This is a genomic window from Clostridium cellulovorans 743B (assembly GCF_000145275.1).
Lineage (GTDB): Bacteria > Bacillota > Clostridia > Clostridiales > Clostridiaceae > Clostridium_K > Clostridium_K cellulovorans.
On sequence record NC_014393.1, the window covers coordinates 692792 to 716133 of the forward strand.

Annotated in this window: 12 protein-coding genes and 1 pseudogene; 11 read left to right on the forward strand and 2 right to left on the reverse strand. The window is 31.6% G+C overall.

The genetic code is table 11. The annotated features are described in order from the left end of the window. Window positions 1-503: 503 nt before the first annotated feature. The 7 genes and pseudogenes from CLOCEL_RS02915 (at window position 504) to CLOCEL_RS23640 (ending at window position 14132) form a co-directional block, all read left to right on the forward strand. Window positions 504-10370: an RHS repeat-associated core domain-containing protein gene (locus tag CLOCEL_RS02915; protein ID WP_010074888.1), complete on the forward strand. Its 9867-nt coding sequence runs from the start codon at window positions 504-506 to the stop codon at window positions 10368-10370. A 13-nt stretch (window positions 10371-10383) separates the two neighbouring features. Beyond that, window positions 10384-10809 carry a hypothetical protein gene (locus tag CLOCEL_RS02920; protein ID WP_010074887.1) on the forward strand — a complete coding sequence of 142 codons (426 nt, stop codon included), beginning with the start codon at window positions 10384-10386 and terminating at the stop codon, window positions 10807-10809. 763 nt (window positions 10810-11572) lie between these two features. After that, complete coding sequence (locus tag CLOCEL_RS02925; protein WP_010074886.1) at window positions 11573-12169, forward strand: HNH/endonuclease VII fold putative polymorphic toxin; 597 nt, start codon at window positions 11573-11575, stop codon at window positions 12167-12169. A gap of 18 nt (window positions 12170-12187) precedes the next feature. Continuing rightward, window positions 12188-12571 carry an immunity 50 family protein gene (locus CLOCEL_RS02930; protein ID WP_010074885.1) on the forward strand — a complete coding sequence of 128 codons (384 nt, stop codon included), beginning with the start codon at window positions 12188-12190 and terminating at the stop codon, window positions 12569-12571. 148 nt (window positions 12572-12719) lie between these two features. Next, a pseudogene (locus tag CLOCEL_RS21965) lies at window positions 12720-13109 on the forward strand (DUF3990 domain-containing protein); the annotation flags it as partial. A 37-nt stretch (window positions 13110-13146) separates the two neighbouring features. Beyond that, window positions 13147-13629, forward strand: a complete 483-nt coding sequence (locus CLOCEL_RS02940; protein WP_010074883.1) for a hypothetical protein — start codon at window positions 13147-13149, stop codon at window positions 13627-13629. A gap of 377 nt (window positions 13630-14006) precedes the next feature. Continuing rightward, window positions 14007-14132 carry an HNH/endonuclease VII fold putative polymorphic toxin gene (locus CLOCEL_RS23640; RefSeq protein ID WP_010074882.1) on the forward strand — a complete coding sequence of 42 codons (126 nt, stop codon included), beginning with the start codon at window positions 14007-14009 and terminating at the stop codon, window positions 14130-14132. Between the two features lie 234 nt (window positions 14133-14366). Here CLOCEL_RS23640 and CLOCEL_RS02945 read toward each other — a convergent pair whose 3' ends face one another. Continuing rightward, window positions 14367-16781, reverse strand: a complete 2415-nt coding sequence (locus CLOCEL_RS02945; protein WP_010074880.1) for a cohesin domain-containing protein — start codon at window positions 16779-16781, stop codon at window positions 14367-14369. 212 nt (window positions 16782-16993) lie between these two features. Beyond that, the gene (locus CLOCEL_RS02950; RefSeq protein ID WP_010074879.1) at window positions 16994-18136 is read right to left on the reverse strand and encodes a DEAD/DEAH box helicase; all 1143 of its coding nucleotides are present in this window, start codon (window positions 18134-18136) and stop codon (window positions 16994-16996) included. Between the two features lie 186 nt (window positions 18137-18322). On the opposite strand from CLOCEL_RS02950, the gene CLOCEL_RS02955 reads away from it, so the two are divergent. From CLOCEL_RS02955 to CLOCEL_RS02970, 4 genes are all read left to right on the forward strand, one after another. Further along, window positions 18323-19036: a PspA/IM30 family protein gene (locus CLOCEL_RS02955; protein WP_010074878.1), complete on the forward strand. Its 714-nt coding sequence runs from the start codon at window positions 18323-18325 to the stop codon at window positions 19034-19036. A gap of 90 nt (window positions 19037-19126) precedes the next feature. Continuing rightward, complete coding sequence (locus CLOCEL_RS02960) at window positions 19127-20335, forward strand: hypothetical protein (protein ID WP_010074877.1); 1209 nt, start codon at window positions 19127-19129, stop codon at window positions 20333-20335. Then, a complete protein-coding gene (locus CLOCEL_RS02965) occupies window positions 20307-21278 on the forward strand; it encodes an SPFH domain-containing protein (protein ID WP_010074876.1) in 972 nt (323 codons plus the stop codon). The genes CLOCEL_RS02960 and CLOCEL_RS02965 overlap by 29 nt, the downstream gene beginning before the upstream one ends. A 361-nt stretch (window positions 21279-21639) precedes the next feature. Then, a complete protein-coding gene (locus tag CLOCEL_RS02970; RefSeq protein ID WP_010074875.1) occupies window positions 21640-23340 on the forward strand; it encodes a methyl-accepting chemotaxis protein in 1701 nt (566 codons plus the stop codon). The last annotated feature ends 2 nt before the right edge of the window (window positions 23341-23342 follow it).

A 23342-nucleotide genomic window follows, 5' to 3' on the forward strand; every position in this document is an offset into this window, starting at 1 on the left:
TACCTCCATTCTCGTAGCCCTTGGATTCATATGACAAAAGTAAAGTATATATGAAGGATAAAATCATTGTAAATTATGAAACTTATCTAATTGAAATTTCAATTAGACAGAAACAAACTATTTAGATATTATTATATTGCTTATAATTGGATATTACAACGAAAAGAAGCTTATAAGGTGAAAAATGTAGATTATGCATAAGGAGAATGATGAATATGGGGTAGGTGTATAGAAAAAAATTCAATATTTTCATTGTTATCTGATAAGAACTAAAGTTAAATTCAAAATAAAATACTAATTGAGGAATTTTTTAAAAGAACTTATAATACAATGGGGAAATATAAAAAATAACACAAGAAAAATGGAAAGATTGTCAATTGATATTAAGATGGTTTTATAATTTTTACTATAGGCTAATTAAATGAAATATATATTTGAAATTATAAATGAGCAAAACGGCTATTGTCAGTTGCAATCAAACATGTAATAACAAGGGAGGAACTATGAAAAAATTTAAAAGATTTATTGCTTTTTTTCTGATTTTTAGTATTATATTTACTCAAAATCAACAAATACTAGTGGATACTTTTAAAAATGTAGATCTTGATATTAATTTAGGTGTTTTGTCTAATATCACATTACCTACGATACCTACTAGTGAAAAGACGACCACAACACAAAATAGAGATATTCCAAATCTAGAGCAAATGCACACTTTAGAGTTGGAGGAATTAAATAATTTAACAACAGAAAATCAAAGTATTACAATGGAAAAACAAAATCTGTTGAGTTTTCAAACACCTAGTATTATAGAAGTTAGAAGTATAAATGATAGTACTAACTTAATTAATTGGACCTATGAAGAGGATTTTGAGTATCAATTAGAAGTTGATGGACAAATTGTGGATTTAAAATCAGTTAAAGGGTATGTGCATAACTTCGACTCTAACAACAAAACTCATATATATAGGATAAGGAGTAAATCACAAGAACAGTTTAGTCAATGGAGTGAAGCTGTTACTAAGGCAACAGAGCCAGGAAAAACTTTGACTGATTCTGTTTTACCAATAGATCGAAATCTTTTAAAACGTAGAATACCAACAGCGACTAACCCGATTGTAGCACTTACAGATACAATAAGTGAACCTTCAGTTCAATATGAGGTACATGTAAAAGGTGCTCCATTAAGCGACTGGCAGAATAGTAAGGATGGTAGATTAATAGTAACTAATGGAATTGATGCTATAAAAGTTAGCTTACTGAGTCCCCCATCTGGTTTAAAAATAAAGTATAGAGTTTATTCTGAGAATGGAACATGGCAACCATGGACATATGATGGCGGGATATGTGGAATTTACGGAAAAAACATACAAATGATAGAAATGAAGCTTGAGGGAATAACTACAAGTTTTTCAATAGGATATATACTTACTAATAATGCAAATCAAGAGTCGTTTCCACTTGAAATGGATGGTGAAACATCTGGGACAATGGGAACAAATTCAGGGATTTTCCTAGCGTGCTTAGTGAATAACAATGATTCAAAAGTTGAAGTTATTGATAAAGATACTACTTGGAAAAAAAGTGAAGGACCACATATAATAGATGGAATAGTACGTGTAGAGCCAGGAGTAACATTGACTATAGAACCAGGAACAAAAGTTATATTTCAAAAATATAAGTATAGAGAAAATGGTTTATATATAAATGGTAAAGTTATTATGGAAGGTACACCATCAGAAAAAATACAGTTTAGCAGTATGGTTGATGGCCAAGCTGTATCAACAGACCAGTATTATTTTAGAGGTATATATGTACTTCCAACTGGTGAGATAAAAGCATCTTATGTAGATATGGAACTAGATCGTAAAGACAATTATATATTGGTAAATGGAGATGTTAGTTTTAATTATTGTAATTTCAATTGCGTAGGAGATAGTGGTATAGATTGGAATTATGTTATATATGCTAAGGTAGAAAGAGAAAAAGTATTAAATGTTAGTAATTGTACTTTTTCTAATGCGGGTCAAGGGATTGGATTAGGAGATAGTTTTGGTGAAGTAAACATAACAAATAATTCTTTTTCAAATACAATACGAGACTCCATACAGGTAGGTATTAGTGACTACGAGACTTATAGTGTGTTGGCTAATATAAAGGCAAATACTATAGTTGGAGGAAAAAATGGCATAAGCCTTAAAGGGATTCGTAGTAACATTGTTAACATTAAAGTAACTGATAATGTAATAAAAAATTGCAGTGAAACAGGGGTATATATAGAGGAGTATCTTGGAAGTTTAACTTTTCAAAGGAACACGATTTCAGGAGTAGATACAAATAGAGTAAAGGAATTATCTGGTCCTATAGTTGTTAAAGTTGAAAAATTAGGAACTAATTTTTCGTCGGTAATATCTGCAGTAAATCCAAAAGATGTTGCGTTAAAAAATACATTATCAGGAAATAACTTTGATGCTATAGTTCTTAATGGTACTATAAACGAAAATTCAAGACTGTTTAATGGTACTAATCGTTATTTAGTAAGATCATATTTAGATATTAGTAAAGATAAAACTTTAAGTATAGAAGATGGTACAATAATTCATTTAAGAGGAGAAGTTGTTGTATATGGGTGCATTAGGTCTGAGGGGAAAGCTAATAATCAGATAGTGTTTACTTCTGTTAATTCTGAATATACTCTTCCATATAAACCGACTTCAGATCCAGCACAAAAAATAATGGATGACTTTTTTCCTTGGATTAACATAAGAAATAGTGGGAGTTTCCTAGGACTTAACACAGTTATAAATCGTGGAGGAGGACCTAGAAAAGCTGGTGGACCAGGATACTGTAGCATAAATTTAGATGGGAAGTTGACTCTCATAAATTCTTCAGTATTCAACTCAACAAATGCAGGAATAGATGCATTTAAAGATAACGAGAGTACGGAACCTAGCGATCTTACAATTATTAATTGTAGTATTACTCATAATATGGGGCACGGAATTTGGATAGGCCATATACCTGCAACTATAATAAATAGTGATATTCACCAGAATGATAGTGGCATAGTTACTTTTGCGGATGATACAGTTATAGCTGGTAATTCTTTTGTTGGAAATAGAACTAGTGCAGTTAATTATTGGAATGATACTAAAGACAAGTATATAGATTTAAGAAATAACTATTGGGGAGCTTCTGATGGACCATATGCAACAGATACAGGCGGAGGTGCGTGGGAAGGAAAAGGTCAAAAGGTCAACGTATATCCTGGTTATGCAGTAGTTTATCCCTTCTTAAAGACTCCGAGTGATTGTGTACCAGTAGGGGATCTAAATAATTATGTAAGATCTGTGCAACTAAGAGATCAGAAATGGTTTGGCTCTCAAGGTGTTAGTGTGGCTACAGGTAATTATTGCAAGACTTTTATGGATATGGAGGATTGTTTTCCTAATTTAGGACTAAGCTTAAGCCATACCTATAATTCAAAGGATGAAACAGTATCAATCTTAGGTAAAGGCTGGCGTTTAAGTTTACAAGGAGAAATATCAGACTTTAGTAGTTCTGCAGGTACAGCTATGAAAAAAGTAGTTCTACCTTCAGGTGAAACTCAGACTTTTACAGTAAACAGCAATGGAACCTTTACAGCTAATGATTCTAGAAATACATTAACTAAGGCTGGGGACACATTTACTCTTACTAATAAAGAGCAGATGCAATATTTATTTAATTCTTCAGGAAAGTTATACTGTGTTAAAGATAAAAATGGAAATGCAGTAAATATTGCTTATGATAATGGGAAAATAGATAGAGTATATGATGAAACAAATAAAAGTTTCAAGTTGACTTATGATGCAGCAACTGGGTATATAGATAAAATAACTGAAAGCTTCGGAACTGTAACAGGAAGAATTGTTGATTTTAACTATGATTCAAGTAAAAGATTAAGTAGTGTAACAGATGCATCAGGAAATGTAACAAATTATGTTTATAGTGGTATAGGGTTGCTTCAAGATACAAAAAGCGGTGAAGGTGCTTTACTAGAGCGAATAATATATACCCTCGATGGAGGAAGCTATAAAGTTAGACAAAAAATAGATAACTATGGTAATAGCTTTACCTATAAATATGATGATTTTGTTAATAGAACTATTGTAACGGAGAGTAATGGTTGGGTTAAGGAGTATTGGTGTGATTCGTATGGATATCCAACAGTAACTATTTATCCTGATAGATCAACGGAAAACAAAGAATATTACCTTGATGCATCTGGTGAGAATAAATATGGTGAAATAAAAGCCTCTATGGATATCTATGGTAATAGAACTGAATATATCAGAGATGGAAGAGGAAATGTTACAAAGCAAATTAATCCTGATGAAAGTGAAAAGAATTTTGCATATGATGATAAAAACAATTTAATAAAAGAAGTAAATGAAGATGGGAATGTAACATACTATTGTTATGATGCAAATAAGATAAATCTAATACAAAAGGTACAACCTTTAAATGGAACGGATCCTTTGGTTAACCCTTTAGATGAAACTAAGTTTGCGATAACTAGTTATGAATACTACTCAGAAACTGAAAGAGTTCAAAATGGTTACAAAGTAAAAGGAAGTCTTAAGACAGAAAAGACACCACTAGGTAACACTACAACATTTAAATATGATGCAAACGGCAATAAAACTGTTGTTACTGATGGATTTGGTAATAATACTGTATATACCTATGATTCATATAATAATGAAGCTTCCATGACAACATCAGAGGGATATAAAACGACATATGTTTATGATATGAATGGAAGGTTGGAGAAAGCTACTCTTCATGGAGGAGAAGTTACAAGAACTGTATATGACAATGAAGGGCAGAAACTTAAGGAGATAACACCTAATATATATGATGCAGCTCTTGATAACATTGATGCACATACCTATAGTGGAGAGCATGGTACTAGATTTACCTACTATTATAATGGAAAAGTTGCCACTGCTACTGATGCAATGGGTAATACAACTAGATACTATTATGATAAGTATGGAAATGTTAGCAAGGAAATAAAGCCAAATAAATCAGTGTACCTTTATCAGTATGATTGCCATAATAGGCCTATAAAAACAACTTTTAAAGAAAGCGATGCAAGTACTACAGAAATCTTAATAGAAGAGTTTAACTATTCTCTATCTTATGATAGAACATTGGAAAGTAACGTATTAATCAAGTCTCATAAGCAATATATTGATAATACTAACACAGTTACATCTATATTAAAATTCGACTATGCGAATAGGCTAGTTAAGGTTAAAAATTCAGATGGAACGGAAATAAGTACAAAATATACTCCAAGTGGTTTGAAATTAATTGAAAAAGATGAAGATAGTAATGAAACTTTATACAATTATGATGCTTTAGGGAGATTAATCAAAAAATGGACGCCTATTTCAGAAAATGACGATGTAACATATTATTCATATTCTGGTTTTCAATATGATAAGGATGGCAACAAGAAAGTTGAGTGGACTGGTAAAAATCTAGTCGAGTATGGAGTTTCTGTCAGTATTTTAGACCCGAATGCTATTAAACTTACTTATGACTATTATAAGGATGGAAAAGTACAATCAAAAGTAGACAATGAGGGCAGAAGAACCGATTATGAGTACAGTAAGGATAGAGTACTTACAAAAGAAACAGTATTCTTAACTTATGGTGGAAAATATGAAATAACAGAATACCGAAATAACTATTTAGGTAAACCAATAAAGACTCTAGTTAAAACTGCAAAGCAAGACATAATTGGTAATAGTATTACAGATTCTGCATTAAGCAATATGTGGACTACCTATGAGTATGATAAAAATGGTAACCTTAAAAATGTGAAAAACTACGGAGTTGTAGATGGAACTGATATTTTATCAACAACACCAGTTTTAAATGTTACAAGCTACGAGTACGACAATTTAAATAGAGAGACAAAACAAACGAAACAAGCAAAAAATACTGCAGGAAATGATACAACTATATTTACATCAAAGAATTATAGTTGGGATGGAAAAGTTCTTAATTCAAGGGATGGCAATGGGCGAGTAACTACAAACACTTATGATTTAAGAGGAAGACTTGTAAAAGTTAGAGATCCAAAAGGACAATATACTCTTTTCACCTATGACTATCTTGGAAGAGTTCTTTCAAAGACTATATCAAGGCTCAATGAGGACTATAATTCTTATATTCAAAAATTTAATGCAGCTATCAACACGACTCCTGATAGTCCTAATTGGGATCCAGAATATGACTTTAACAAAGATAATGTAGTAGATTTGTATGATAATGTAATTATCAATAGAGAAAATATTGATAAAACTCTATTTGAATATGATGATATGGGTAGGGTTATAAGAGAAATTAAATCTAGTAGAAACCCTAATACCTTAGCTTGGGATAATGTTACTACAAAGGCTTATAAGTATGATAATCAAGGCAATGTCATTAAAGAGTTAGATGCACTTGGTTATGAGCAAGGTTCTGGAGCAACACCAGCGGAGAAAATAGAAAATGGATATGGAACAGAATACACATATAACTTACTGAATAAACAAACTTCTGTTTTAACACCAGCTTCAAAGGATAAAGGACTAGCTTTCAATTCAAAATATGAATATGATGGTTTAGGAAGAGTAGTTAAAGATATTAGTGCAAATCAAGGAAGTTATACTTATGAATATAACAATTCTGGTAAGCTAACAAAGACTACTTTAAACAAGAAGGATGGCAGCCAATTAGTAATAAAAACAAATCAATATGATTTAGGAGATAATCTTATATCAGAAAAGGATGCCAAAGGTATTGAAACAAAGTATGAGTATAATTTACTAGGAAAGATAAGAAAAGTTACAACAGCTTCCGATGCAACTATTAATGCTAATACTATACAATATCAATATGATATATATGGAAATCAAGCTTTAAGCCAAGAAAGTAGCGGAAGAGTTGATTTAACTGAGTATGATAACGCTGGAAGAAAGATTCATGAGAAAACTCAAAAAAGTGATGGAACTCAAGTAATAGAGAAGTTCTACTTTAATGACGGAAATGGCAATGTAGTAGCCTTTATAGATGGAAATGGCAATAAGACTACAAGCACTTATGATGAACAAAACAAAATCACATCAAAGAGGATTAATGTAACTTATGTAGATGGTTCAACTAAAGAAAATAGAATCACATATGAATATGATATATTTGGACAACTTATATCTGAAACTGACCCTTTGGGCAATGTATTAAAATATAAATATGATGCGTTTGGAAGAGTTATTGACAAAAGAGATGCTTATAATAAAGTTATACAAATCCTAACTTATAATGCAAACGGAAGTCAAAAAGAATCTTTTGATGCGTTAAATAATGAGATAACTTATATTTACGATAAGGATAAGAGACTCATAAAAAGCATAAACGGAGATGAGGCTACAGGAACAATTGCCGCTGAACAAGTTTATGATGAACGTAATAATGTCATTGAGAAAAGAGATGGCAATGGAAATTCCACTAAATATCAATATGATGAGTTAAACAAGTTAAAATCTGTTACAAATGCTTTAGGTCAAGTAACCTCATATACATATGATGATAATGGTAATATGGAGACGATGACAGATGGAAATGGTAATGTTACTTATTATGAATACAACTGTGCAAATAAACCTATAAAAATTAAAACGCTTAAAAAAGATATTACAACTAATGTAAGTGGAAATACAGTTGATCTTAGCACAGCTAATCTATCTGAAGGTTATACTTACTATGTAGATGGTAATATTAAAACAAGAACTAGTAAAAACACAGATGTAACAACCTATACTTATGATATTTACGGAAGAAAGCTAACCGAGGTTATAGGAAGTATAAATAATAGTTATACCTATGATAAAAATGATAACTTGCTTACTGTAAAAGATTCAACTGGAACAACTACAAGAACTTACGATGCGTTAAACAGAACAATTACAAAGGATGTTCCAAATGGAGGTACGACTAAATATCTATATGATAGTACAAATGGAGTTGATCCAGGCTGTTATGCAGAAGTTAGTACCGATGCTAAAGGTTTTGTAACTACGAAAATCTTTGATAAAGCAAAACGATTATACAAGGTAACTGAAAGTGGAAATACTACCACTTATAATTATTATGACAACGGAAATAGACAAGAAGTAATCTATCCAAACGGTAGCAAAGAAGTTTATTACTATAATAAAAATAACACTTTAGCAAAGCTTGAAAACAAAAATCCAAACGGGTCCATAGCAGAAAGTTTTGTTTATGAATATGATAATTCAGGAAACATAACTGCTAAAGTTGATAAAAAAGGGAAAACTATTTATACCTATGATAGGTTAAATAGAGTAGAAACTACCACTGAACAAGACGGTAAGATAACAACTTATAAATATGATAATGCTGGAAATAGAACTTCTATGTCAGCGGTATTTGGAAGCAATGTAGAAACTACTGAATACTATTATGATAGCCTTAATAGATTAAGATATAGCCATCAATTGTTAACAGGTATTCAAGATTCAGGAGTTGCTTTAACAGCAGAAAAGCAAAATAGTAAATATGATTATGATGAAAATGGAAATCAGATCAAGGTTACAGAGACTAGTTATGACTCAACTAAGCAACAAAATGTTGTAAAAGAAACTATAAATAAGTATGATAAGTTAAATCAATTAATTGAGACAACTACAAAGGATGGAGTAGTTGTAAAAAACGCTTATAATGCTGAAGGATATAGAGTTGCTAAGGATGTAAATGGAGTTAAGACCAACTTTGTTTATGAAGGAGATAAGGTAGTACTTGAACTAGATGCATCAGGAAATGAAAAAGGCAGAAATATATATGGAGAAAACCTTATAAGTAGAAATGCTGATGGACAAAAAGTGTACTATCTATATAATGGGCATAGTGATGTAACCACCTTAACCAATGAGGCAGGAGCAATAATTGGTACTTACTATTATGATGAGTTTGGAGCAGTTGAAGAAAGCACTGGAACTGTAGATAATCCATTCTTATATGCTGGATATAGATATGATAAAGAAACAGGAAATTACTATCTAAACAGCAGAATGTATGACCCAGTTACAGCTAGATTTTTGCAAGAAGATACTTATAGAGGAAGTTATAATGATCCACTAAGTTTAAATTTGTATACTTATTGTTATAATAATCCTTTAATATATGATGATCCAACTGGACATTGGCTTCATATAGCAATCGGCGCATTAGTAGGAGCTGTAGCAGGAGTCGCTATAAACGCAGTTAGTGATTATTTAGATGATGGTAAGTTTAATAAAGGTTGGAAGTCTTATGCAGGGGCAGCTGTAGAAGGAGCGATAACAGGAGGACTGGCAGCAGCGACAGGAGGTTTATCTCTAGGAGCCACGATAGCGATAAACGCAGGAGCCTCTTTTGTAGGTAATGTAGCAGGGCAATATATTTCTAAAGGTGAGGTTAATTGGAAGGAAGCAGCAGTTTCGGCAGTTGTTGGCGGTGGAGGAGCAGCAGCTGGACACTATGCTAAAAAAATTGTAAGTAAATTACCTTCGATACCAAAGCCACCAGTAATAAGTAGAGCAGAGCAACTGCTAAATAAAGCAAAAGCCAGGGTAAAAGTACTTGGGGATGCTGGAATGAGCAGACTGAACCAAATTTCAGACAATATAGCTTCTAAGATATCTTCTAAATTGTCTCCTCAAATGTCTTTTGCTGGAGTTGGCAATATCAATCTTCCTAAGACAAGTTTTAGAGGCAATGTTAAAGAAGTTGGAATTTTCAAGAAAGCTGATACTAGCGTACAGAAGAACTTTAAGGACGTTGTTAAGACTAATGAAAAAAGAATAGAAGCGTTGAATAGTTCTGGTGGTATTAATAAGAACATAAATAAAACTCAGAGCGGAAGTAAATCATTCTATACTGTGCAAAATGCAGAAGATGGAGCAAGGCTTTTAAATGATGGAACACCTTGGCCAACAGAACCACATAAAGCTAATCTTGGTGAAGGAGTATATTCATGGGATAACTTAGAGGATGCTGAAAACTACTTAAAATTAAAGAAACGTAGAACTGATGTAGAATTAAATATATATGAATTTAAAGTAGCTAACAAGGATTTAGCTAAGATGAAGAGCCTTGATATGACTAAATTACCTGACGATGAAGTTGATGCATTTTTGGATATTCACGCTAAATTAAATGGAGGTACTCCTAATCATGGTCTAGAGTATATACGAAGGGCAACTAATATTGGTGTAGAGAACTACTTTCATAGTTCAGTATTTAAATACTTGAAATTTACTAAAAAATAATGGAGTGGTGTAAATGAGTATGTACGAACACACTTATCGCGTATTTAAGTCGTCTTGGGGGATAAGCATAAAAATAACTGCTGAAATTACAACAGTTGGTAACTGCGATGAAGATAGTAAATATGATAAAATATGTGATGGTTTAATGGCAGGTTATGCAAGTAAACCTTTAGTAGATGGCGAAAAGTTTTTAGAGGAAGATAAAATATTCCTATGGGAAGGGTTGAAAAGAGTAGGTGATTTAATAGTTAATACATCACCGTATAAGGCAGATACGTTAATAATTATACATTCGCTAGTTTTTAGTTTATGTGATTTTCAGGAAGAAGGGTTGACTGCTGCAATAATTGAATGGGCTGCAAATGCATGTGGTTTTCAAGCACCAATTATTAATGTAAGTTTCAATAAAGAGTTAAATAAATATGAGTTTAAATATTAGTAAGTACAATAATTAATAGATGTTTTTACCACATAACTATGTTAGGATTGTTGAGTAATATGAAAGATTAATCTGAATGGTCAGAAGCACATTAATACTATAGCCTATTGTAACTGATTAATCTAAATAATGAAGTGAAAAGATGAAATGAACCAGCTGAAATTAAGTAAGCTGGTTCATTATTTTTAGTGGTTAATATATAGTATCAATACATCATTCAAAAGAATCATACTAAAAAGCAACAATAACACATCAGAAAAGCAGAGAACCCAAATCTTCGATTTGGTGTGAGTTGTTTTCACAGAGTACAACGGAGTATTAAAAGACTGCAAATTAGAGTGATGATGAATTTTAAAAGTGATGAATAAAGGCTAAAACAATATGTAGCTTGATAAACTAGCAAAGTCTAGACACAATAATTCCGATTATGAGTATAGTTGGTTCATGGCTATAGTATGTGTAGGATAAAGAGATTAATATTTCAACAGATAAAAGATTTCCTGTATAATTAGAACAAGTATCTTTAGTAATTGGAAAATTAGAATGAAAAATACATGTAACCTAGCGATTTGAAAAATACTGGATCCAATAAAAATAAACAGCGTTTTGAACACTTATTGGTGGTGGAGGAGCAGCAACTGGACACTATGCTAAAAAAATTGTAAGTAAACTACCTGCGATACCAAAGCCACCAGTAATAAGTAGAGCAGAGCAACTGCTAAATAAAGCAAAAGCCAGGGTAAAAGTATTTGGGGATGCTGGAATGAGCAGACTGAACCAAATTTCAGACAATATAGCTTCTAAGATATCTTCTAAATTGTCTCCTCAAATGTCTTTCGCCGGAGTTGGTAATGTTAATCTCCCTAAGACAAATTTCAGGGATACTGTTAAGGATTTAGGGTTTTTCAAAAAAGCTGATACTAGCGTACAGAAGAACTTTAAGGAAGCTGTTAAGACTAATGAAAAAAGATTAGAAGCGTTGAATAGTTCTGGTGGTATTAATAAGGGGGCGGGTAATCCTGTTTCTAGAAAGCAAGCTTTGTCAGAAATTAAGAAGGATTTAGGGATAAGTAAATCGCAACAGCCTCTTGAGCAAAAAATGGTTCCTTTATTGGATGAGAATAAAAATAGAATTCTAGATGCGAATAATAACTTTGTAGAAACACGTGAGTTAACATATTCAGTGCAAGGAAAATTTGATGTACAAGGAAATCCTATAGATAAGGTGGTTATACAAGATCATTCTTACGGACATTATTATAATTCTGGTATTGGCAATCAACCTTCTCATTTTAATGTTAGACCTTCAACAAATACTAAGAACGGAGCCGTTCAGGGTATGAAGGACCATTATTACTAAAAAATAGGTGGTGAAACTATGTTTGAAGGAATTGATAATGCAGTTGTAATTAAGAATATTTTTGGTGACAAAAATGTATTTGAAAAAGCTGAACTAATTAATGTAAATTGGCAAATGATTGATTCTAGAATTGAGTTATCAATATTAGTTCATGATGAGCCAACAAAGGTTCCTAAAAAATGGGGGGTCTTTGAAAGTGTCTATGTAAGGCTAGAGTTTTATGGCTTGAACTATTTAAGAATAGATGTAAAAGAAGATAAGCCAAGAATCGAGAAGTTTACGATGCAGAGCAATAGCGATAAGTACTGTTGCAAAATATCTATGAGTGATGAGCAGGAAATTCAGTGTACGTTTGAAGTGGCTCGTATTCAAAATATTAAACCGTTTGTAGATAAGCAGTAAATATTTATCAGTTTAAATCTATGTGGAATTGAGCGATATTGTAGAAGTGGCACAGATTTTTGTTGCCACTTCTTTTCTCTCACTGCATTTTTCTATCTAAGATCAGGGGGCGGGTAAAGCTACCGAAGAATATGTTACGCTTTATCATGGCACGAGTGTTGATGCAGCGAATTCAATCAGAACGAATGGTGCGGATTTAAATCATGTGACAAGAGATATGGATTTTGGAAGAGGTTTTTATACTACTACAGATAAGAATCAAGCTCAGGAGTGGATAAATTCAAGATTTAAAGGAAAGGGTGATATAGTAGAATTTAATGTACCAAAGAGTGAAATCGATGCATTAAATAACAAGGTATTTTTAACTGCTGATGCTGAATGGGAAGATTTTGTTAGAAATAGTCGTAATGGGATGACTAATAGTTATGATACGATATCTGGTCCTATGCTAAGGAATACTTCAAAGAAATTTTATAAAGGACTTGTACCTGCAAGAAGCAGTGGTCACCAAATAGCATTTAATACACAAAATCAGTAGATTTACTTAATAAATATATGAAAGGAAAATAAATATTATGAAATATACTATTAGAAAACTTTTTGAAGTTATTGATGAAGTTAAAGATGAAAATGAGTTTTTTTATGAATTAGATGGTGGAGATGAAGGGGCAGATTACTTTATTGAATTAATAACAAATTTTTCACCAAGAGAAAAAGAGATTATTAAATCAGAGTGCCATGGACAGTGCTTAAATAATTTAAGTTTAGGAGAACAAGAGGTAGATGTAGATGGTTTTCTAGTATTTGAACGTATGGCACATGAAGAAGATTACAGAATTTTAAGAGTTAATAGTATAGATGAAGTTGAAAAAATTATTTTTGGAAAAGCCGGGATAACTAATATGTTTACCGCAGATATAGTAGTTTTGGAAAATGGAAAACGAAAGAAATACTCTATAAAAGATAAGAAAGGAAATATCATAAACTTCGAAGATTTTTATAGAAAAGACTATAAAGATTTAGATGATGAGTATTTTCTTCAATGGATTTCGAGATAAACATAATTATTGTTTTTTACTAAGTGGTGAACTACCTAGTGTATATGAAGTATACTGGGTTAATGCTATTTATTATAATGCGAGACACGTTAAAGGTTAAAGTATATAATTCCTAAAAAAAGGAATACGGGAATAAAATACTATATAATAAGATTAATCATGAATTTATATATTTAATAAAAATTCATTGCATAATTGTAATAATGCAGTGAAAAGATGAAATGAATCAGCTGAAATTAAGTAGGCTGGTTCATTATTTTTTAAACAATTTCTCAAGTGTAAGTATCAGATATGAGAATTTACTTGATAATCAATATGTGTATCTTTACAAGTAAGTAAAACAAGGATAAAAGTTTTAATGGTTGAAGAGCATTCTTATGGGCATATATAAATCAGGTATTGGAAATCAACCTTCACAGTTTAATGTTAGACCATCTACAAATACTAAAAATGGTAAGGTTTCTGGAACTAAAGAACGTTACTATTTTGATTATAGAAATTAAAAATAGGAAGGTGAGCGTATGTATTTAGAAATTGATAATAAATTTGTATTAGATAATATTTTTGGAGATATTGATGTCTTTAAAGGTGCTGAAATAACTAATACAAATTAACCAGAAACTTAAAACTTTAGGGAATAAGAAACTGCAATGATGGATTGGTGAATAAGGACTTAAAAGAATGGGGCTGTCGCACAAAGTGCAAAGCCCCATTCTTTCAATTATAAGATTATTCTGTTATATAATTTCAACAGCATCAATAGAAATATAAGTATCAGTTGATATTGTATTTTTTGTACAGGTTACTACGATTTGTACATTATGTTTTCCGTAGGTTAATCCATCCTTAGTGAAAACAATTTTTCTTTCAATTGTAGGCGAGTAAGTGTCTACATCATAGGCTACTCCATCTACATATAATTTGGCAATACCTCTATTGCTAGCAACTAGTGAGTGAAGGTTAAAACCTGTTCCTTCGAATGAAAAACTCACAGTACTATTTTCAGTTTTTGAAAAATGTTGAGAATCATAAGCAACACTTGTCCAAGAACCAGTATAAATTAGGTTTGGATCAAAGTTATCATACTTTCCAGAGGAAAGTGTAGGTGGTGTTACTAGGATTTCAACAGCATCAATAGAAATATAAGTATCAGTTGATGTTGTATTTTTTGTATTTGTTACTAATATTTTCACATTATGTTTTCCGTAGGCTAATCCATCCTTTGTGAAAACAATTTTTCTTTCAACTGTAGGTGAGTAAGTGTCTACATCATAGGCTACTCCATCTACATATACTTTGGCGATACCTCTATTGTTAGCAACTATTGAATGAAGATTAAAGCCTGTTCCTTGGAATGAGAAATATAAAGCACTATTCTCAATCTTTGAGTAATTTTGAGAACCATCTGTTACTTTTACCCAAGAACCAGTATATGCTATATCACTAGAAGTATTTTCATACATTCCAGATGCAAGAACTGGAGATGAATTTAAAATTTCAATAGAGGTAATGGAAATATAATAGTTTGATGATGCTGCATTTTTAGTATTAGTAATCACTACCTTTACAGTATGTTTGCCCATGGCCAAACCATCTTTGGAAAAGATAGTTTTTCTTTGGACAACATCTGAATAAGTATCAACATCATAGGATGTTCCATCAATATATACTTTAGCTATTCCTCTGTTGTTAGCAACAAGAGAATTTAGATTAAAGCCGGTTCCTTCGAAGGAGAACTGAAAAGCACTGTCTACTATATTTGAATAGCGTTGAGAACCATCAGCGACTTGTACCCAAGAACCAGTGTAAATTAAATTTGAATTTGTATTTTCATATTTACCAGTTGTAAGAACTGGTGGTGAAATCAATATTTCTATAGCAGCGATAGAAATATAAGTATCAGTTGATGTCGCATTCTTTGTATTAGTAACTACTACTTTTACATCATGTTTACCGAAAGGTAATCCATCTTTGGCAAAAATGATTTTAGATGTAACTGTAGGTGAATAAGTGTCAATATCATAAGCAGTTCCGTCTACGTATATTTTAGCAATACCCCTATTGCTTGCGACAAGTGAGGTAAGGTTGAAACCAGTTCCCTCAAAAGAAAAATATAAGGTGCTATTTTCTATTTTAGAATAGCGTTGAGAACCATCAGTGACTTGTACCCAGGAACCAGCATAAAATAAGTTTGAATCAGTATTTTGATATTTACCAGATTTTAAAACTGGAGGGTTACATAGAATTTCAATAGCATCTATGGAGATATAGTATCCAGTTGAAGCAGCATTTTTATTATTAGTAACTACAATTCTAACTTCATGCTTACCAATTGGCAAATCAGTTTTAGAGAAAATCACCTTTCTTTGAACTGTTTCTGTATAATCATCAGCATCATAGGCTATGCCATCAATATATACTTTAGCAATACCTCTATTATTTGCAGTTATAGAGTGAATATTTACGCCTGTTCCTTCAAAAGAAAAACTAACTTCATTATCTAAAACATTTGAAAAATGTTGAGAACTATCAGTTGCTTTTATCCAGTTGTCAGTATAAGTAAGGTTTCCATTAGTATTTTCATATTTTCCATCTGTAAGTGAACTTATAGGTTTTGTAATTATAGAACTATCTTTATAGCTATAAGCAATCTTATTACTATAGTCATCAGAGAGTTTTATACAAGAAGTAAGATTTGAAATATTAAGATTGCTAGTAGTTGGTGTTGTATTAATCTTAATAGTGCCTACTTTAAGAACTCGTGCTCTTATAATAGCAAGAGTACCTTCACCATTTACAGGAGATGCAGTAGTAAACTTAGACATACTTATATAGGCACGTCCATTTGCATTTGATGTAAATTTTGATATATTTGTGCCCATTAAAGGACCCGCGGATATGCTTTGTATTTGTAACATGCTAGTATCATATATAAAATCCCAAGAAACTCCATATAAATTACTAGCTGATGATACATTAGCAGCAATTTCTACTGTACTGCCTACAATACCATCACCAGTTATACTATAGCTAACTGTGGTTTCAGTAGCTGCAGATACTGGAATTGATGTTAAGGAAAATCCTAAGAAAAGAATACAAATGCATAAGACAGAGAATATTTTTTTAAATCTTAGATCACAGGAGATTTTCATTTTACACCTCTAAATTTTTTTTCTTATAGTTCAATTAACGTACTACCTTAATATTATATACGGAAAATAAAATGTTGTAAATTTGCGAAAGTAGTCTATTGATGTAGAAAGTAGGGAAATTATCTAAGATTGAGATGTAGCTAAAGTGTAGAGTTATATAATATAAATAAGTTATTTTATATTATATAACTGAAGAATCCATAAAGCTTATATTAAGCTTTATGGATTCTTCCTTCATAAACATCTATTTGTTCAAATTTAACATTAAATTCTCTCTCATAAACTCGTATTGCTGCTAGTTCTTTTTCTGTGATTATAGAAATACAGGTCCCAGAAAGATTTCCTCTTGCCGTTCTTCCTGCCCTATGGGAATAATCATTGGTATTCACAGGAAAATCAAGATTGAAGATATGAGTAACTTCTGGCACATCAAGACCTCTAGCTGATAAATCAGAGGATACTAATAAATTTATCTTTCCGCTTTTAAAAGAATTTATAGTGTTTTTTCTTTCTTCCTTTGAAGCAGCGCCGTAAATACCGCCGGCATTTTTGCTGTGATAATTTAATTTATCTGTTATAAGTTGAATTTCTTCATTTTTATTTAAAAATACTATGGCTCTTTCTGTTTTAGTAGCTGCAATAAGTTTCCTTAAGATTTCAAACTTATCACGATGAGAGCATACTATATACTCATGAGAAATTCTAGGATTCATTGCTACCTTACCATCTGTCTTAAATACTTCTGGCTCCTTCATTAATGCTTTTGCAGTATCTAAAGTTTTAGGATTTATTGTAGCTGAGAATGCCATTAGTTGTCTATCTCTCATAGTTGTTTTAATGATGTTATTAACAGTTCCAAGGCTACTTTCAGAAAGTAAATTATCAGCTTCATCAATGACAATAGTCTTTACAGTGTGAGCTTTAATCTTTTTCTTTTGAATTAAATCTAAAACTCTTCCGATTGTTCCTACTATAATATGAGGTTTGTTATCCTTAAGCTTTTTTATTTGCTTTTCCATACTTGCCTCACCAATTATAGTAAGAGAAGTTACAGGAATTTCTGAATTCTTAGCTAGTAACGAAACTTGCTCCTCAATTTGCATTACTAGTTCATGAGTTGGTGCAAGAATTATTGCTTGCATTTCTCTTTTTGCAGTATCTATCTTATGAAAGATAGGAAGAAGATAGCTTAAAGTTTTCCCGCTACCAGTATAAGATTCACCTATGATATCTTTGTTTTCTAAAGCTGATTTTATCACTAGCTGCTGGATTTCTGTTGGTATAGTTATGTTTTGTTTTTCCAAACCTTCTATAAGATTTTGATTTATCTTTAAGTCAATAAAAGAATTGTTCATTTATTTCTCCTTTGAAGTTTTTTTATACAAGTTATTATACACTCAAAAGCTGTTTATAGTCTTTATATAACCTATAAATTTTAGAAATTTTGTTTAGAGATTCATAGATATGTTAATAGTATTAGTAATATAAATAGTATTAGCAGAATATCTTTCTATGATTAAAATTAATTAGGAGGAACTTTAATGGGAGTACTAGGACGTTTCAAGGCAATTATGGAAGCTAATATTAATGCGTTACTAGATAAAGCAGAAGATCCGAGTAAAATGATAGACCAATATCTTAGGGATTTAAATAGCGATTTAGGAAAAGTAAAGGCTGAAACAGCAGCAATAATGGCTGAAGAACAACGTACAAAGCGTGTTTATGAAGAGTGTGGTGTTGAAATAGAGAAGATGCAGAATTATGCAAAAAAGGCTGTACAAGCAGGAAATGATAATGATGCTCGGCAGTTTTTAGGGAAGAAGGCAGAGCTTCTTCAAAAGCAAGAAAGCCTAAAAATGGCGTATGATGCAGCTAAAGCTAATGCAATTAAAATGAAATCTATGCACGATAAACTTCAGAGAGATATAGGTCAGTTAAATGCTCGAAAAGATGCGATTAAAGCAAAGGTGTCAATAGCTAAAACTCAAGAGAGAATTAACAAGATGGGTGCTTCTATTACCAATGCAGGAGCAAATATATCTGCATTTGACAGAATGGAAGAGAAGGCTGATCGGATGTTAGACGAAGCGAATGCTATGGCAGAGCTTAACAAATCTTCTGAAGAAGTTGATATAAATCTATTAACAAGCAAATATGATTCATCAATAAATATTGAAGATGAGCTAGAAATGCTTAAAGGAAATGATATAGAGGAAGAGCTTAAAGCTTTAAAAGAAAATAGTACCCAAGATTAGCTACAAGCCTTAATGAAAAGAAAGACTTATAGTTGGATTATTTAAGGTGTAGCTTATCTCTACACCTTTTAATGTGTGAAGGGGATTATTATGGACAAAGAGAGTTATAAGTGTGAATGTTGTGGTGGAACTATGGAGTTTGATGTGAAAACTCAAAAATTGAAATGTCCTAATTGCGATAACATGATAGAGATTATAGATAATAAAAATTTCGTTATTGAACATAAGTTTACATTGATAGATAGAGAAACTATAAAGGTATCCATGAAAAACTCAAGTACTATGGAATGTCAGGGGTGTGGGGCACATGTGGAAGTAGCTTCCGATTGTACAGCTGTTTCTTGTCCATACTGTGGTTCAAGTTATGTATTAGCAGAAAAACAAGAGGAGATTCTAATTCCTGATGGAGTTATTCCTTTTAAAGTTGAAAAAGCTGAAATAGCCCAGATGATGAGGAAGTGGATTTATAGTAGATGGCTTGCTCCAAACAAGTTAAAAGCTCTATATGAAAATGATAAGATTCAGGGTATATATGTACCTTATTGGACTTTTGATGCAATGGTAGATTGCCCATATACAGCTATGGGTGGTCGTGATAGACAAGTAGCATATCAAGATAGAGAAGGTAAAGTACACTACAGAACAGAAACAGACTGGTTTTTTACAAAGGGAAGGATAAATTATTTCTTTGATGATGTTCAAGTAACTGCTTCAAGAAATATGAATCCCTCGCTAATAAATGGTATAGAACCATTTACTACAAAAGATATAGCATCATATTCTCCAAGCTATTTATCTGGCTTTTCCGCTGAAACTTACAGCATAGGTTTAGAGGAGGGAAATATTGAGGCAAAGAAGAAAATGAGAAATGAATTACATCGCATGGCAGAAAAAGAGGTAACAAGGCATTATGATAGGGTGAGAGAGGTAAGGTTAAATCCAAGCTTCTATGATGAAACCTATAAGCATGTATTATTACCTGTTTATGCTACTTCCTATAGTTATAATGGAAAGAATTATCATGTACTTATAAATGGGGAAACTGGAAAGATGAAAGGTGATTATCCTAAGAGTCCATTTAAAATAGCTATATTAGTCATCTTTGCGATGATAATTGCAGCTATTATCCTATATCTAAAAAACCATTCCGAAATCAGAAAAGTGAGTTTTAACAATAATATATATCAAACACAACTTTCTAATAGTCAAAATATTTTTAATAATATATATGAGGAAGTGAATAAATTCAATAATCAGGAGGTGTATATTCATGGGGTTATTTTCAAGTCAGTTCTCTAATGTAGTAGAATGGGAAGAATACAGAGATGATCTTATATTTTGGAAATGGAGTAATAAGGAGATAAAGAAGGGTAGTCGTCTTATTATACGCCAAGGGCAAGATGCTATATTTATGTACAATGGAAAATTAGAAGGAATATTTACTGACGAAGGTAGTTATGACATGGAATCTCAAATTGTACCTTTTCTTTCAACTTTAAAAGGCTTTAAATTTGGTTTTAATAGTGGAATTAGAGCTGAAGTTTTATTTATAAACACAAAAGAATTTACTGTGAAATGGGGAACAAAAAATCCTGTAAGTATTGAAGCACCAGGACTTCCTGGAGGGATGCCTATAAGAACTTTTGGAACCTTCAATTTTAAGGTCGCTGATTATATGGTATTGATTGAAAAAATTGCAGGAATAAAAAAGCAATATGCAGTTGAGGATATTAAAGAACGTGTAACATCTATATTGAATCAATTGCTGATGAAGTGGATTGCAAAAGAAGGCAAAAATAAATTTAATCTTCAAGCAAATGCATTTGATATAGCTAAGGGAATAAGAGAAGATTTAGATATGGAAATAATTAAGCTTGGGATAACAGTTACTGGTTTTAATATTGAGAGCTTTACTTATCCAGAAGAAGTAGAGAAAATGGCAACAAAAGTCGCATCACACAGCATGATTAATGATATGGGCAAATATCAAAATGTTAGTATTGTAGATGGAATGGCATCGGGAAATATGAAAGGTGGAGGAACGGCATCTGATGTGATGGGGATTCAGATGGGTTATATGATGGGAAAGCAAGTGGTTGACCAAATGCAACAAAATAAAAATGTAAATAATGTAGCATCACAAGAGACAACAACTTCTGCAGCACCTAAATTCTGCCCAAATTGCGGAGTAAAAACCCAAGGAACAAAATTTTGTTCTAACTGTGGATATAAGCTTATTTAGCTTGAATTTTTATAAAGGCAATAGTGCTTAACAAAAGTGCTATTATTATCTTAGTGCTTTAATTGAGTATTTTATCAGGTTAAAATAAGATACGATTTAAAAGGAACTTAAAAGAAAATCGTTTAGAGCGTGATGGTATTTTCATTTTTCTAAACGCTTTTTTTATTAATTTATAAAATAATTAGAAATTGTTTATTAATGTATTGAAAAAAAGAATAACAAATGTATAATTATATACAAGGGAAAATTGAAAAATAACAAAAAAAGTGGGTTTAAAAAGCTAAAGTGTAAAAGGTTACAAGACTTTATTTTAATATAATCTATAGCAAATATACAAAAGACAAACATAGGAGTGGGGAAAATGAAAAATTTAAGATTAAAAGGTAGGATTGTTAGATTATTAATTTTATCAGTTATTTGTATCAGCAGTTCGTTATTAGGATTATCTTATTATTTTACAAACAAGGCAACTCAATCAAGTGTCACTGATGAACTTACAAGTACTTCTAATTTGGTTTCTGCAGTTTTAGATAGTAGTTATCCAGGAACTTGGGCTTTAAATGGTGAAAAGCTAACAAAAGGAAAAAATCCTTTACATGACATTGTTGGAATAATTGATAAAGTAAAGGAACAATCTAATTCTGAAGTAACTATATTTGCCAATGATACAAGATTTATAACTACATTAATTGTGGACAATAAGAGGAATGTTGGCACTAAAGCAGATGAGAAGGTTATAGAAATAGTTCTAAAAAATGGAGAAGAATTTCAAAGTCAGGTTACAATTTCAGGAGTGAAATATATAGGAAAATATACTCCTATAAAAAATGGAAAAAATGAAATAGTAGGTATGATATTTGTAGGAAAAGAATATGCAGTCCTTATGAAGCCTCTAACAGAATCAATAGTATATATGGTGGGTTGTACAATAATCGTTGCAATATTAATGATTATATTAGGAGGAGTTTTTGCTAGCAGAGTTGCAAAACCAATATCTATTTCAGTAAAAGCTCTAAAAAGAGTATCCTCTGGAGATCTTACAGAAGATATTCCAAGTAATTTATCTATAAGAAAAGATGAAGCTGCAGAATTAGCAGAAGCTGTGGGAGATATGCAAAACTTCTTAAATAACATTGTGAATAATATAAAGAGTACTACTAGCAATATGTTTAATAGTTCAAGTAATCTTTTAACTGTATCAGAGAATATGACTGCTGCATCTTCTAATATAACTCATGCTATTGGAGAGATGGCATCTGGAACGGTTGGACAAGCAGAAGATATATCTGATATATCACAAAGTCTTAATGAGTTCGGAAACAAAATTCAAGAAGCTAAAGAAGCAACTAGCATGATACATGATGGTTCTATAGAAATTGAAAAAATGACTAATGAAAATAATGTACAAATGAAAATGGTAGTTGATTCTATTGGAAATGTTAAAGAACAATTTGATGAATTTGCAAATAGTGTTTCTATACTAGGTAGCAATATAACAAGAGTTGATGAGATAACTGGAGTTATAAATAGCATTGCAGATCAAACAAATTTATTAGCTCTTAACGCAGCTATAGAGGCAGCAAGAGCTGGAGAGAGTGGAAAAGGTTTTGCAGTTGTTGCGGATGAAATAAGAAAACTTGCTGAAGAAAGTAGGAAATCATCTGAATCAATTAAGGAATTAGTAGCATTTATAGCTAAGGATACTTATAAAATAGTAGATAACTCTAAGGAAGTTAATAATAAGCTTGCAGAACAATTAGAGGCTATAAATAAAACCTTAGGTTCTTTTGAGGGAATAACGAAATCTGTATCAGACATAATACCAAAAATAAATCAAGTTGATAAAAATTCAGAAAGTATTAATGAGAGCAAAACAACACTTATAAGTAAAGCTGAAAATGCTGCGTCCATAGCAGAAGAAATATCAGCTGCTACAGAAGAAATAGCTGCATCTTCAGAGGAAATGGCTAGTTCAGCTATAGAAGTTGAGAAGGTTTCAGAAGTTTTAAATTTAGAAACTAAAAAATTAATAGATTATGTTTCAATTTTTAAATCTAAATAAAC